Below are 12629 nucleotides of genomic sequence, written 5' to 3'. Positions count from 1 at the left end.
GAACGGCCCGCCCCCTGCACCAGCGGGGCGGGCCGTCCACGTCACGCGGACCCCGGGGTCAGCGCGGCGCTGCGATCTTCTGCTGCTCGAGCCGGACCTGCTGCAGGACAGTGCGGGCCTTCTCGGACTGCGACGACAGCTGCGCCGAACCGGTGACCGGCTCAGGGCTGGGCTGCGGGATCGCCTTGCAGTACGCGTCGGCGCGGTTGCCCTTGGCACGCTTGGGCAGCTTGCCGTTGTACAGGTAACGGGCGATCTTGTTGTCGACGCACGCGTAGCCGTTGAGCGAGTTGGAGTGCGTCGTGCCACCCTGCGTCGCGACCAGGCTCGCACCCGGGAACAGCTTGCGGACCTGCAGGCTGCCCTCGTAGGGCGTCGCCGCGTCGAGGGTCTCGTTGAGCATCAGGACGCTCTTGACCTTCGACCCGTTGATCTTCTGCGGCGTGCGCGACGGGGCCGGCCAGTGACGGCACGACTCGTTGTACCAGGCGTTCGACCACGTCAGGAAGGGATTCTTCTTGGCGATGCGCTGGTTGTCGGCGCGCCACTTCTTCCAGCTCTGCGGCCACGACGTGTCGGTGCACTGCACGCCGAGGTAGACCGCGTAGCCGTTGTCGTCGCCGAAGCCCGATGCGTCGAGGTAGGCCGACTCGAGCGCCTTGACGTCGCCGTTGTTGTAGTACGACGAGAAGGTGTTGGCCAGGTCGGTCCACGTCGACTCGTAGTAGCCGGCGTTGAGGAACGCGTCGGTCCACTCGCTGCCACCGAGCTTGTCGCTGCCGCCGTGGACGCCACCGGGCGCCGTCACGGGGTTGGAGTACAGGGCGTCACGGGTGCCGTAGAACTTGTTGCGCACCGCGGTCTTCGAGCTGCCCAGGTGGTAGGTGCTGTCGTTCTTGGCCAGCCACTTGAACCAGATGTTGATGTTGCGGTCGAAGGCCTTGTCCTGGCTGAGGTTGGCCTCGTACCAGACGCCACGGGGGTCGACGGTGCCGTCGAAGACCATGCGGCGAACCTTGTCGGGGAACATCGACGAGAAGACCTGGCCCAGGTACGTGCCGTACGAGAAGCCGTAGTAGTTGATCTTGCTGGCGCCGAGACGCTGGCGGATCAGGTTGAGGTCACGGGCGACGTCCTTCGTCGTCAGGTGACGCAGGATGCCCTTGCTGTTCTTGGCCTTGCACGCCCGCGTGTAGGCGTTGGTGATGCGCGGCCACGGGTCCTTCTTGCTGTACGTGCGGTACGGGACCTTCTTGGTCGGGTCGTACTTGGGACGGTTGTAGCCGGCCCAGTTGGGGTCGCAGCTCACTGCGGGCTCGCTCTCGCCCACGCCGCGAGGGTCGAAGCCGATCCAGTCGTACGCGCCGCCGACGTCCTGGCCGCGGTACTCCGGGATCGCACCCTGCAGCAGCGACAGGGACAGGCCCGATCCGCCGGGTCCGCCGGGGTTGACGAGCATGACGCCCTGGTACTTGCTCTTCTTGACGGTGTGCTTCATGCGCGAGATCGCGATCTTGATCTTCTTGCCGCGCGGCTTGGCCCAGTCGAGCGGGACCGCCACCTTGGCGCACTCGGCGCCAGCCTTCTGCAGACGCGCGCTGGTGCACGTGCCCCAGTTGATCGACGACTTCGCGATCGTCACGCCCTCGTCCGCCGGTGCGGCCTGCGCGGACGAGAGGCCCGCTCCGCTCAGCGTCGCGGTCGCGACGGCCGCGGCCGCCAACGTCCCGATGATCTTCTTCTGCATGTTCCCCCCAATGGGATCGACCGACCCTGTGCCGGACCGACCCGCCCAACATCACACGGACGGTTTCGTTGCGCAACAGAAAATCGGTGTCGAAACGGAAACGTCGACCCAGACACGCTGTACCGTCCGGACGGTCCTAGGACCGAGCTCTCCCGCCGGGGGCGGAGGCGATCGTCAGATCGCGCAGGCCGACTCGACGACCGGCAGCGGGTCGGGCACACCCAGCGTCGGCATGCCGAGGCCGACCGAGCGCACCTCGGTGCGTCCCTGGCGCGACTCCCAGGCGTCACCGGCCGGCGTGCGGCGATAGGCCAGCGGCGCGTCGTCGCTGACGAGGTGGTGCGGCGCGGCGTGGGTGACCCGCACCTCGACCATGTCGCCGGGGCGCACGTCGTGGTCGCCGGGGACGAAGTGCACGAGCCGGTTGTCGCGGGCGCGACCAGTGAGGCGCCGCGTGGCACCGTCCTTCTTGCCCTCGTGGTCGGCCACGAGCAGCTCGACGACGCGGCCCTCCTGCTTCTTGGCCTCGGCGGTCGCGACCTCGTCGACGACCTGCGTCAGGCGCATGTAGCGCTCCTGCACGACCTCCTTGGGCAGCTGGTCGGGCAGCTCGGCGGCGGGCGTGCCCGGACGCTTGGAGTACTGGAAGGTGAACGCGCTCGTGAACCTGGCGCGCCGCACCACGTCCATCGTGGCGGCGAAGTCCTCCTCGGTCTCGCCGGGGAAGCCGACGATGATGTCCGTCGTGATGGCCGCGTCGGGCATCGCTTCGCGGACGCGGTCGATGATGCCGAGGAACTTGTCCTGGCGGTACGAGCGGCGCATGGCCTTGAGCACGCGGTCGGAGCCCGACTGCAGTGGCATGTGCAGCTGCGGCATGACGTTGTGGGTCTCGGCCATCGCCGCGATGACGTCGTCGGTGAAGTCCTTGGGGTGCGGGCTCGTGAAGCGGACCCGCTCGAGGCCCTCGATCTCGCCGCACGCGCGCAGCAGCTTGGCGAAGGCCTGCCGGTCGCCGAACTCGACGCCGTAGGCGTTGACGTTCTGGCCCAGCAGCGTCACCTCGACCACGCCGTCGGCGACCAGGGCCTTGATCTCGGCGAGGACGTCACCGGGGCGACGGTCCTTCTCCTTGCCGCGCAGGGCGGGGACGATGCAGAACGTGCACGTGTTGTTGCACCCGACGCTGATCGAGACCCAGGCCGCGAACACCGAGTCGCGCTTGGTGGGCAGCGTCGACGGGAAGACCTCGAGCGACTCGAGGATCTCGACCTGCGACTCCTCGGCGATCCGCGCCCGCTCCAGCAGCACCGGCAGCGAGCCGATGTTGTGCGTGCCGAAGACGACGTCGACGTACGGCGCCTTCTTGGTGATGGTGTCGCGGTCCTTCTGCGCCAGGCAGCCGCCCACGGCGATCTGCATGCCGGGGTTCTTCTCCTTGACCGAGGCGATGTGGCCGAGGTTGCCGTACAGCTTGTTGTCGGCGTTCTCGCGCACCGCGCACGTGTTGAACACGACGAGGTCGGGCGTCGCGCCGTCCTCGGCCCGCACGTAGCCGTCGGTCTCCAGCAATCCGCCCAGGCGCTCGGAGTCGTGGACGTTCATCTGGCAGCCGTAGGTGCGCACTTCGTAGGTCTTCGTCATGACTGGTCGATGATACGTGGCGGAGCCCAGGTCAGCCGCCGGACGGCGCCAGCTTGCAGGTCTGGATCGTCCAGCTGATGAACTCGCGGTAGCCCGCATCGCCGGCCGCCTTCTTCGCGACCGCCGCGAAGCGGGGGTCCAGGCCGATGTCGGCGACCTGGTCGCCGGCCGGGAACTGCTCGAGCACGGCAGCGGACTCGTCGGCGGACGTTGCGAACACCTCGATGCCCGGGGGTGCGTCCGGGAGGGACGAGAGCGCCCTCGTGGCCTTGGCCTGGGCCCGCGTGGCCGCGAGGTCCTCGCCGACCGTGCTGGCCTTGGCTGCCCCAGCGGCACGGGTGGCGGCGCAGTACGTGTCGATCACGTCAGTCTTCCCGGACCCAGTCGACGGCGAGGCGGCGGTCGGCGCAGCCGAGCTGGCCGAGGCAGTCGCCGATGGCGTACCCCGACCGGCTGAGGGCTCGCCCGGATCGGACGACGAGCACGCGGCGAGTGCCAACGATGCGCAGGATGCAGCGACGAGCTGGACGAGGCGCATGACGCGGCGCTCGGCGGAGGGAGAACGGGTGATCACATCGCTCCTGGTCGGACGTGGGACGGCACGGTGACAGGTCGCCACTTTATCCAGGGCCTTGCCCGTCGCCCGCTACGAGGTGGTGTCGTCCTGATCGCTGCCACACGGCGTCGAACGCGGCGGCGGGGCGCCGCCTGTGACCGGACCGATCGGCCTGTTGCTCGTGGGATAGATCCCGTCGTGCTCGTCGGAGCGCGCCACGGCAGCGACGTCGGCGAGCACGCACGTGCCGTCGTCGAACCGGAACGCGATCTCCGCAGACGCTCCGGGCACGATCCCGCTCGGCAGCACGAAGCCCCCCGCGTCGGAGGCAGCGCCGACCTGGGAACGATCACCGGCGAGCACCGGCAGCCACATCTCCGTGGAGCTGACCCGCACAGGCTGCCGATCGACCCAGACGGCAACACCCATCAGGGTGACGTCCGAGCTCGTGCTGTTGTCGGCGAAGGCTCCCACGGCGGCTGACCCGTCCTTGTTCACGACGAGCATCGGGTCGACGACCCGCACGGCACCAGCGTCCTCGACGTCGACCGCGGGCTGCGCGTCGCCACCGGCCGGTCGGGCGATGGCCGTCGGACCCTGCGCGATCTCAGGCTGCCCCGAGCGGTCGGCGCCCTCGACGAGCACCGTGGATGCGCCGGCGACCAGCCCGAGACCGACGAGGGCGGTGAACACGATCAGGATGCGCTTCACGGTGCCGCCTAGGTCAGAAGAGTTGAGCAAAGCATGAGCCTACCCAGACACCCTGTCAATCTGCTGGAACGACGGTGCGACACGACTAGCCTCGGCACATCATGAAGCCCGCCATCGCCCACGTCGGCACACGACGTGTCGGCCGCCGGTTCTGGCCGGAGCTCCTCCTCCTCGCCGGTGCGGCCCTGGTCGTCGCCAGCGTCCTGCTCGGGCACCGTGTCGACGACCGGCAGGTCCTCGTCGGCCGGACGCATGCTGCGATCGTCGTCGCCACGGCGGTGGCGGCCGTGCTGTGCTTCGCCGCGTTCCTGACCGGCCGCCTCGCCATGATCATGAGCGGCCGGCGCGGCGAGGGGCTGGTCGTCCTCGTCTCGGCGACGGCCGTGGCGCTGGCCAGCATCCCGATCTCGCTCTTCGTCGGCTGGGCGATCCGGCTCTCCCTCACCTCGACCGCGCCCTAGAAGCAGGACTCGGTCCTAGCGCTTCGAGGTCGGATGTACCAAGGCGAGCACTGGTGGACTAGTTCATGTTTCAACCACTTGTTACGGTGGAAACATGACGACCTATGCACGCATCGACGCCCCCAGCTCGCTCGTCCTCGACCAGGAGACCGCCCCGGACGAGCTGTCGCCGGGCCAGGTAGAGGTCACGATCACGCTCTGCGGCATCTGCGCGACCGACACGCACAACTACACGTCCGGTGGGCAGATCCCCGCCGCGACGTTCGGGCACGAGTGGACGGGGAGGATCGCGCGCGTCGCGCCCGACGTCACGTCGGTCGCCGCCGGGCAGCGGGTCATCGCGTGCGTCGGTCCCGCGTGCGGCACGTGTGCGATGTGTCTGGCCGGCCATGCCGATCACTGCGACACCGCCTTCGCCGAGGCCAACGGCGTCACCCCCGATGCCCCGGCCCACGGCGGATTCGCGACGTCGCTCGTCGTGTCCGCGCGACGCGTCATGCCGGTCATCGACGGCCTGACCGACGTCCAGGCCGCGATCGTCGAGCCGACGGCGGTGACGTTCCACGCCGTGCGCCGCACACGTCAGCCCCTCGGCGCAGTCGTGGTCGTCCAGGGCGCCGGACCGATCGGCCTACTCGCCGCCCAGCACGCCCGCCACGCCGGCGCCGGTCGCCTGCTCGTCATCGAGCCCAACGAGGAGCGCCGTGCTGCCGCCACTGCACTCGGCTTCACCGACGTCGTCGCGCCGGGCGACGCGTCGGCCGCGTGGATCCAGGACGTCACGGACGGCCTCGGCGTCGACGTCCTCTACGAGTGCACCGGTGCCGCCGCCCTGCTCAAGCCGTCGTCGGAGATGGTGCGCCGCGGCGGCACGCTGTCGTTGCTCGGCTTCCCGATGACCGACTCGACCGTCAGCTACGGCGACTGGCAGGTACGTGAGCTCACCGTGATCGGCTCGCTCGCCTACACGCACGACGACTTCGTCGGCGCGATGCGCTCGCTCGCCGACGGTTCCGTGCAGGTCGACTCGCTCCACACCGCGACGATCGGGCTCGACGGTCTCGCAGCGATGATGGACGAGCTCGACTCGGGTCGCACGTCGCAGGCCAAGGTGCTGCTCGACCCGACGCGCTGACGTCCGGACCCGGCGGATCACCCGGCTCACCTGCGGTGAGCCACGATCACCAGCAGATCAGCCGGCGCCGCAGAAATGCGACCGCAGCGCCTTCAGGTTGGTAACGGTCGGTCGCACCCCGGTGGACGCCTCGGGCTCGCTGTCGGCGGTCAGCCACCGGCCCTCCGGCAGCATCGCGAGCTCGGCCGTCGTGAAACCGACCGAACCCATCGAGTGGTCCGTGTCGCCACCGGCGGAGACCGAATAGGTCTCGTCGTCGTCCAGGTCGCCGACACGCTTGTGCACGTCCCACTCGCGGCCCGGGCGGGACGTGTCGAGCACGATGATGTCGTCGTCCTCCTGGTCGGTGGACCAGCGCGCGTCGACGACCGACTGGCGTGGCCCGTCAGATCGCAACGGCCCCGCGTGGGAGATCGCGACTCGCTCCAGAGCGGTGTCGTCGCAGCGCATCACCGCGACGACCGGGCTGCCGTCACGCTGCGTCAGCGCCAGCGTGCCGACCTGCTCGGGACTGCACGCGGCCAGCAGCGCCGCCACGACGACCACGCACCCGGCGCCCCCGACGACGCGACAATGACGACTCCGATCCCCCATGCGGTCGAGTATGACCCAGGGCCTCAGCGCGGTGCCATTACTTCTTCGGGACGACCCACAGGTGGATCGTGCCGGCGACGGTCACGGTGCCGTCCTTCGTGACCGCCTTGACCGTGATGGGCACGTCGGGAGCCCCGGCCCAGTCGGCCTCCGTGGACTCGGCCGTGCACGTCAGCGACGTCGTCGACTTGGCGAGGTACTGCACGTCCATGCCCTTGGGCAGCCAGCGCATGTCGGGCGGGCACGTCGCCTCGGCCAGCAGGCCCATGGCCGCCTCGAGGCCGTTGCACGCCGCGATCGCGTGGACCGTGCCGATGTGGTTCTGCACCGAGCGGCGCTTGGGGACCACGACCTGCCCCAGGTGAGGCTTCATCTCCTCGACGCTCAGGTGCACCGAGGCGAAGTACGGAGCCTTCTGCGAGAACAGGACCGAGAAGATGCGCTTGCCCTGCGGCAGCGCGGTGATCTTCTTGTAGAGCGCGAGAGTCGACGACATCCCACCAGGTTACCCGTAGGTAACTACGCGGACGTCAGCACCGCCGCACGGACCGTCAGCACGTCCGGCAGGTTGGCACGGATCTCCGACCACGAGCCGCCGTCGTCGCTGCTGGCCCAGATCGACCCGTGCCGCGTGCCGACGTAGAGCCCGGCGGGGTCTTCGCGATCGGTGCTGAAGCCATCGCGCAGCACCGCGGTCCACGCCTCCACCGGCATTCCGGGGCCGGTTTCCTCCCAGGTCTGTCCTGCATCCGTCGATCGCCACACGGCCGGACGGCCCTCGGGAGGGAACCGCTGGTCACCGCCGACCAGCGGGTAGACGTAGACCGTGCCGCCTCGGTGAGGGTGGGCCACGATCGGGAACCCGAAATCGGCCGGCAGACCCGCGCTGATCGAGGTCCAGCTGCGACCCGCGTCGTCCGACCTGAACACACCGCCGTGATTTTGCGCGTACAGCCGATCGGGGTCCTCGGCGTCGACCGCGACCTTGTGCACGCACTGACCGAACTCCGGCGGCTCCCCCGGCAGGAACTCGGTGGTGATGCCCCGGTTGTGCGGGGTCCAGCTCGCTCCACCGTCGGTCGAGCGGTACACACCGCCGGTCGACATCGCGATCGTCACGACGTCGCCCTCGGTGGGGTGCGGGACGATCGTGTGGATCGCCTGACCCCCGAAGCCCTCGCCCCACTCCGGACGGTGAGGGTGGTCCCACAGGCTTCGCACCAGCTCGAAGGTCTCGCCGCGGTCTTCGGAGCGGAACAAGGCGGACGGTTGGGTGCCCGCCCAGACGACGTCACCCTCGGCGGGTGAGGGCGCGATCTGCCACACCCGCTCGACCGAGGCGCCGAGGCCCTCCGGGAACCGGACGGTGCCGGCGTGCGACCGATCCCACGTGCGCCCGAGGTCGTCCGACCACAGCACCTGTGGCCCGTAGTGCATGCTCGTGGAGCCGGCGAGGAGCCGCGGCGACGATCCTCGCTCGTCGATGGCGACCGAGTAGACCTCTTCCATCGGGAAGACCGGAGCGTCCCACTGCCAGGGCGTGCGGTGCTCGTCGGAGCGGCCGATGAACAATCCCTTGCGGGTGCCTGCCAGCAGGATCGCGTCACTCATGACCATCGCCCTCCGGTATTCCGAATAGGAACAGTACGCTAGGACCGTGGCTTCTCCCTTGTCAATGACCTCGTACGCGCTGCTGAGCCTGCTGGTGATCGACAGCGACAACCAGGACGGGCTGACCGGCTACGAGCTGAAGCAGCGCGCCGACTTCACGCTGCGCTTCTACTGGGTCTCGCCGGCCATGAGCCAGATCTACACCGAGCTCGACCGGCTCCGCTCACACGCCTACGTCAGCACCGAGGAGGAAGCGTCCGGCAGGCGCCCCACGCGCCGGTTCCGCATCACTTCGGCGGGGCGGACGGCGTTGACGACCTGGCTGCACGAGCCGACCGACGACTTTCCGGTGCTCAAGCATCCTGTCGCCCTGCGGCTGATGCTCGGCGCGATGATGGGCGCCGACGAGGTCGCGGCGATGCTCGACCGCTACGAGGAAGCGCTGGTCGAGCGCAGGCGCGAGCTGGAGGCCGTGCGCGAGATGCTCGGCGACCGGGAGTCGGTCGCCTACGCCGCTCGGGTCGCCGACTGGGGGCTGACGTTCTTCGACGCCGAGGCCACCGCGATCGAGCGGACCCGCGACTCACTGTGACGCCGACGCTCGCCGCCAGCCCGCCTCACATGCTGTCGAGCGGCGCGGCCTCGGCACCCAGCTCGTCGCGCACGACCTGGAAGGCCATCTGGGACGGATAGCCCTTGCGCGCCAGCATGCCGACGAGACGTCGGGTCTTGGTTGCGTCGTCGAAGCGGGACATCGAGCGCAGCTTGGTGCGCACGAGACGATGGGCGGCCTCGAGCTCGGCCGCGGGGTCGAGCTCGCCGATGACCTCTTTGGAGATCTCGTCGTCGACGCCCTTGGTGCGCAGCTCGTTGGCCAGGGCCCGCGAGCTGAGCCCCTTGCCGCGCTGGCGAGCCTGCACCCAGGACCGGGCGAAGTCTTCGTCGTCGATCAGCCCGGCCGCCTCGAACTTGGCCAGCGTCGCCTCGGCGACCCCCTCAGGCACCTGCTTCTTGGCAAGTGCCTGAGCGAGGTCGCTGCGGCTGTGGGCGCGCTCGCTGAGCTTGCGGATGACGATCTCCTTGGCGAAGCCGGCCAGCTCCTCGGGGGTCATCTCGTCGACAGGCGTGCGCGCCACGGATCAGAACCTGCCTGATCAGAACTCGGTGGCCGGCAGATCGGGCCCGTCGACGACCTCGAGCGCCGGCTTGTCGGCCTGCGGGCCGATGCCCTTGGCCTCCATGATGCGCTTCTCGAGCTCTTCGGCAAGGTCGGGGTTGTCCTTGAGGAACTGCCGCGACTTCTCCTTGCCCTGGCCGAGCTGGTCGCCGTCGTAGGTGTACCAGGCACCGGCCTTGCGAACCAGGCCGATGTCGACGCCGACGTCGATCAGGCTGCCCTCGCGGCTGATGCCCTGCCCGTACATGATGTCGAACTCGGCCTGCTTGAACGGCGGAGCGAGCTTGTTCTTGACGACCTTGACGCGAGTGCGGTTGCCGACCATGTCGGTGCCATCCTTGAGCGTCTCGATGCGGCGGACGTCGAGGCGGACCGAGGCGTAGAACTTGAGCGCCTTGCCGCCCGTGGTGGTCTCGGGCGAGCCGAACATGACGCCGATCTTCTCGCGCAGCTGGTTGATGAAGATCGCGGTGGTGCCCGAGCCGTTGATGGCGCCGGTCATCTTGCGCAGCGCCTGGCTCATGAGGCGGGCCTGCAGACCCACGTGGCTGTCGCCCATCTCGCCGTCGATCTCGGCACGGGGCACGAGGGCCGCCACGGAGTCGATGACGATGATGTCGAGCGCACCCGAGCGGATCAGCATGTCGGCGATCTCGAGCGCCTGCTCGCCACTGTCGGGCTGGGAGATCAGCAGGGCGTCGGTGTCGACGCCGAGCTTGCGGGCGTAGTCGGGGTCGAGCGCGTGCTCGGCGTCGATGAAGGCCGCGACGCCGCCGGCGCGCTGGGCGTTGGCCACGGCGTGCAGCGCGACGGTCGTCTTTCCGGAGGACTCCGGGCCGTAGATCTCGACGACTCGGCCGCGCGGGAGACCGCCGATGCCGAGCGCGATGTCGAGCGTCGTCGCGCCGGTGGGGATGACCTCGATGGGCGCGCGGGCCTGGTCGCCCAGTCTCATGACGGCGCCCTTGCCGTGGGCGCGGTCGATCTGTGCCATCGCGTTCTCGAGGGACTTGTCCTTGTCCTTGCTCGTCGCGAGGGAGCTGTTGGGCTGTGCCATGGTGGGTCCGTTTCTGCTGGTGGGTGGCCGGTCATCGACGACGCTAGAAGGACCCTCAGACATAAGTGAGCCTCATCGACCCGCCTGTGGATGTCGCCCTCCTGGCGTCCAACCTGTGCACGACTCTAACCCGAACAGGTGTTCGAGGGGTCGCGACACGCCGAGTGGTGCACTTCGGGCCTTGAGTGGTGCGGTTCGGACCGACACGCCGTCTCGTTCCGACCGATCCGCACCACTCGCGGGGAGGGCGGGCATGGGTTGCCGTAGGTCAGCGCTCGGAGGCGGGCAGGCCGCGCGTGGCGTGCACGGCTCGCCAGACGGTCTTGGGGTCTTCGCCGGCGTCGAGGGCCTCGACGGCCGTGCGTCCGCCCAGGATGCCCATGACGTGCGTGTCGGCCCAGACCTTGGCGTAGCCCGCACCGAGATGACGGTCCATGAGGTCCCAGAACTCGCTGTGCCTCATCGAGCTGATCCGCAGGAGACGGGGACGGACGACGTCAAGCGGCCGAGACGGACACGTCGGGAGCGATCGAGGAGATGCTGGCGATCTGGTCGACCGACGCCTCCTCGAGCTCGAGCATCGCGCTGACGTCGAGCAGGACCTTGGACAGGGGCACCTCGAGGGCACCGGCCAGCGCGGCGAGCAGCTCGGAGCTGGCCTCCTTCTGGCCACGCTCGACCTCGGAGATGTAGCCCAGGCTGACACGTGCCTTGCTCGACACGTCGCGCAGAGTGAGACCCTGGGCGATGCGGCGCGCGCGGAGCACCTCACCGACGAGCTGTCGCATCGCGGTCATCGGGCGCCTCCGTCCATCGCTGCCATGTAGTGCTCAACCTCGACGAGTGCGAGATTCTTCCCCCAGCCTAGCGACCAGCCACGACAACAGCGCATCGACCGTCCCGGAGCGGATCTCGTCGCGGTCTCCGGACAGCCGCAGCAGCGTGGTCTCGACGCCCTGAGGCCCGGCCACCGCGACGTGGACGGTGCCGGCGGGCTTGCCCTCGCTGTGCCCCGGACCGGCCACCCCGGTGGTCGAGACGCCGTACGTCGCGCCGAGCCGGTCGCGCACACCGGAGGCCATGGATGCCGCGACCTCGGCATCGACCGTGCCCCGATCTGCCACGAGCGCCTCGTCAACACCGAGCATCGCGATCTTGACGTCGGCGGAGTAGGCGACGACTCCCCCGCGCACCACGTCGGACGCGCCGGGCACGCTGACGAGCGAGGCGCACACCAGGCCACCCGTGAGCGACTCGGCGGTCGCGATCGTCGCTCCGGCGGCGCGCAGCGCGTCGACCACCTCGGCGGCCACCGTCATGACGCTGCGGCAGCCCGGGCGTCGCGACGGATCGTGCGCGCGTCGCGGACGTACATCACGCCGGTCACGACCGTCACCGCGACCGCGCCCGCCATCAGGATCCAGGTGATGAAGAGCAGCAGGTCGGTGAGGGGGTTGTTCCAGATCTCGAGCGGCAGCACGAAGCCACCGATCGCGAAGGCCTGCAAGGTCGTCTTGATCTTGCCGCCCTGGCTGGCGGGCATGACGTCGTACTTCTTGATGAAGAAGCGCATGACCGTGATGCCCCACTCGCGCACCAGCACCACGATCGTGATGGTCCAGAACAGCCAGCCGAACGACTCGTCGTTGAAGATGATCGCCAGGCCGACGAAGGCCATGCCCGTCAGGGCCTTGTCGGCGATCGGGTCGGCGAGCTTGCCGAAATCGGTCACGAGGTCGTACTTGCGTGCCAGGTCGCCGTCGATGCGATCGGTGATCATCAGCAGCGCGAAGGCCCCCCAGGCGGCGACGCGGAAGCCGATGGACTCGCCGTCGTGGGCCAGCAGCAGCCATCCGAAGAACGGCACTCCGACGATCCGCACGACGGTCAGTGCGTTCGCGATGTTCAGGTTGCTCGGCTGGGTTGCCCCGTCCAT

16 protein-coding genes are annotated in these 12629 nt (G+C 69.2%); 3 read left to right on the top strand and 13 right to left on the bottom strand.

What is annotated here, in order from left to right; translation table 11 throughout:
• Positions 1-58 precede the first annotated feature (58 nt).
• The 4 genes from DX116_RS11670 to DX116_RS11655 all read right to left on the bottom strand — a co-directional run bounded on the left by DX116_RS11670 (position 59) and on the right by DX116_RS11655 (position 4658).
• Positions 59-1747: an alpha/beta hydrolase gene (locus DX116_RS11670; protein WP_119704442.1), complete on the bottom strand. Its 1689-nt coding sequence runs from the start codon at positions 1745-1747 to the stop codon at positions 59-61.
• A gap of 174 nt (positions 1748-1921) precedes the next feature.
• The gene (gene miaB / locus DX116_RS11665; RefSeq protein ID WP_119704441.1) at positions 1922-3391 is read right to left on the bottom strand and encodes a tRNA (N6-isopentenyl adenosine(37)-C2)-methylthiotransferase MiaB; all 1470 of its coding nucleotides are present in this window, start codon (positions 3389-3391) and stop codon (positions 1922-1924) included.
• 31 nt (positions 3392-3422) lie between these two features.
• On the bottom strand, positions 3423-3755 hold the full coding sequence (locus DX116_RS11660) for a hypothetical protein (protein WP_119704440.1): 333 nt from the start codon (positions 3753-3755) through the stop codon (positions 3423-3425).
• Between the two features lie 282 nt (positions 3756-4037).
• Positions 4038-4658: a hypothetical protein gene (locus DX116_RS11655; protein WP_119704439.1), complete on the bottom strand. Its 621-nt coding sequence runs from the start codon at positions 4656-4658 to the stop codon at positions 4038-4040.
• A 101-nt stretch (positions 4659-4759) separates the two neighbouring features.
• On the opposite strand from DX116_RS11655, the gene DX116_RS11650 reads away from it, so the two are divergent.
• Entirely contained in the window at positions 4760-5119 is a 360-nt protein-coding gene (locus tag DX116_RS11650; RefSeq protein WP_119704438.1) for a hypothetical protein, read from the top strand.
• Between the two features lie 94 nt (positions 5120-5213).
• A complete protein-coding gene (locus DX116_RS11645; protein WP_119704437.1) occupies positions 5214-6254 on the top strand; it encodes a zinc-dependent alcohol dehydrogenase in 1041 nt (346 codons plus the stop codon).
• Between the two features lie 57 nt (positions 6255-6311).
• Here DX116_RS11645 and DX116_RS11640 read toward each other — a convergent pair whose 3' ends face one another.
• The 3 genes from DX116_RS11640 to DX116_RS11630 are packed head-to-tail and all read right to left on the bottom strand — an operon-like array spanning position 6312 to position 8459.
• Positions 6312-6848: a hypothetical protein gene (locus tag DX116_RS11640; RefSeq protein ID WP_147393655.1), complete on the bottom strand. Its 537-nt coding sequence runs from the start codon at positions 6846-6848 to the stop codon at positions 6312-6314.
• 37 nt (positions 6849-6885) lie between these two features.
• Entirely contained in the window at positions 6886-7344 is a 459-nt protein-coding gene (locus tag DX116_RS11635) for a hotdog fold domain-containing protein (protein WP_119704435.1), read from the bottom strand.
• Between the two features lie 23 nt (positions 7345-7367).
• A complete protein-coding gene (locus DX116_RS11630; protein ID WP_119705606.1) occupies positions 7368-8459 on the bottom strand; it encodes a WD40/YVTN/BNR-like repeat-containing protein in 1092 nt (363 codons plus the stop codon).
• A gap of 46 nt (positions 8460-8505) precedes the next feature.
• Between DX116_RS11630 and DX116_RS11625 the strand changes: the two genes are divergently transcribed.
• Positions 8506-9051: a PadR family transcriptional regulator gene (locus DX116_RS11625; protein ID WP_147393654.1), complete on the top strand. Its 546-nt coding sequence runs from the start codon at positions 8506-8508 to the stop codon at positions 9049-9051.
• A gap of 25 nt (positions 9052-9076) precedes the next feature.
• Here DX116_RS11625 and DX116_RS11620 read toward each other — a convergent pair whose 3' ends face one another.
• From DX116_RS11620 to DX116_RS11595, 6 genes are all read right to left on the bottom strand, one after another.
• Positions 9077-9595, bottom strand: a complete 519-nt coding sequence (locus DX116_RS11620) for a regulatory protein RecX (protein WP_233556716.1) — start codon at positions 9593-9595, stop codon at positions 9077-9079.
• An 18-nt stretch (positions 9596-9613) separates the two neighbouring features.
• Entirely contained in the window at positions 9614-10693 is a 1080-nt protein-coding gene (gene recA, locus DX116_RS11615; protein WP_119704433.1) for a recombinase RecA, read from the bottom strand.
• 268 nt (positions 10694-10961) lie between these two features.
• Entirely contained in the window at positions 10962-11156 is a 195-nt protein-coding gene (locus DX116_RS11610; RefSeq protein ID WP_119704432.1) for a DUF3046 domain-containing protein, read from the bottom strand.
• A 34-nt stretch (positions 11157-11190) separates the two neighbouring features.
• The gene (locus tag DX116_RS11605; protein WP_119704431.1) at positions 11191-11490 is read right to left on the bottom strand and encodes a helix-turn-helix domain-containing protein; all 300 of its coding nucleotides are present in this window, start codon (positions 11488-11490) and stop codon (positions 11191-11193) included.
• Between the two features lie 33 nt (positions 11491-11523).
• Entirely contained in the window at positions 11524-12012 is a 489-nt protein-coding gene (locus tag DX116_RS11600) for a CinA family protein (protein ID WP_119704430.1), read from the bottom strand.
• Positions 12009-12629: a CDP-alcohol phosphatidyltransferase family protein gene (locus DX116_RS11595; protein WP_119704429.1), complete on the bottom strand. Its 621-nt coding sequence runs from the start codon at positions 12627-12629 to the stop codon at positions 12009-12011. The genes DX116_RS11600 and DX116_RS11595 overlap by 4 nt, the downstream gene beginning before the upstream one ends.

Source organism: Aeromicrobium endophyticum, assembly GCF_003586285.1.
Taxonomy (GTDB): Bacteria; Actinomycetota; Actinomycetes; order Propionibacteriales; family Nocardioidaceae; genus Aeromicrobium; species Aeromicrobium endophyticum.
The sequence above is the reverse complement of the archived record's forward strand: the minus strand, read 5'-3'. Positions and strand labels throughout refer to the sequence as shown.

Excerpts from the sequence above, each read along its gene's own strand:
- DX116_RS11670 (WP_119704442.1), bottom strand. The coding sequence starts at position 1,747 with ATGCAGAAGAAGATCATCGGGACGTTGGCGGCCGCGGCCGTCGCGACC.
- miaB (WP_119704441.1), bottom strand. The coding sequence starts at position 3,391 with ATGACGAAGACCTACGAAGTGCGCACCTACGGCTGCCAGATGAACGTC.
- DX116_RS11650 (WP_119704438.1), top strand. The coding sequence starts at position 4,760 with ATGAAGCCCGCCATCGCCCACGTCGGCACACGACGTGTCGGCCGCCGG.
- DX116_RS11645 (WP_119704437.1), top strand. The coding sequence starts at position 5,214 with ATGACGACCTATGCACGCATCGACGCCCCCAGCTCGCTCGTCCTCGAC.
- DX116_RS11640 (WP_147393655.1), bottom strand. The coding sequence starts at position 6,848 with ATGGGGGATCGGAGTCGTCATTGTCGCGTCGTCGGGGGCGCCGGGTGC.
- DX116_RS11635 (WP_119704435.1), bottom strand. The coding sequence starts at position 7,344 with ATGTCGTCGACTCTCGCGCTCTACAAGAAGATCACCGCGCTGCCGCAG.
- DX116_RS11630 (WP_119705606.1), bottom strand. The coding sequence starts at position 8,459 with ATGAGTGACGCGATCCTGCTGGCAGGCACCCGCAAGGGATTGTTCATC.
- recA (WP_119704433.1), bottom strand. The coding sequence starts at position 10,693 with ATGGCACAGCCCAACAGCTCCCTCGCGACGAGCAAGGACAAGGACAAG.
- DX116_RS11610 (WP_119704432.1), bottom strand. The coding sequence starts at position 11,156 with ATGAGGCACAGCGAGTTCTGGGACCTCATGGACCGTCATCTCGGTGCG.
- DX116_RS11605 (WP_119704431.1), bottom strand. The coding sequence starts at position 11,490 with ATGACCGCGATGCGACAGCTCGTCGGTGAGGTGCTCCGCGCGCGCCGC.
- DX116_RS11600 (WP_119704430.1), bottom strand. The coding sequence starts at position 12,012 with ATGACGGTGGCCGCCGAGGTGGTCGACGCGCTGCGCGCCGCCGGAGCG.
- DX116_RS11595 (WP_119704429.1), bottom strand. The coding sequence starts at position 12,629 with ATGGACGGGGCAACCCAGCCGAGCAACCTGAACATCGCGAACGCACTG.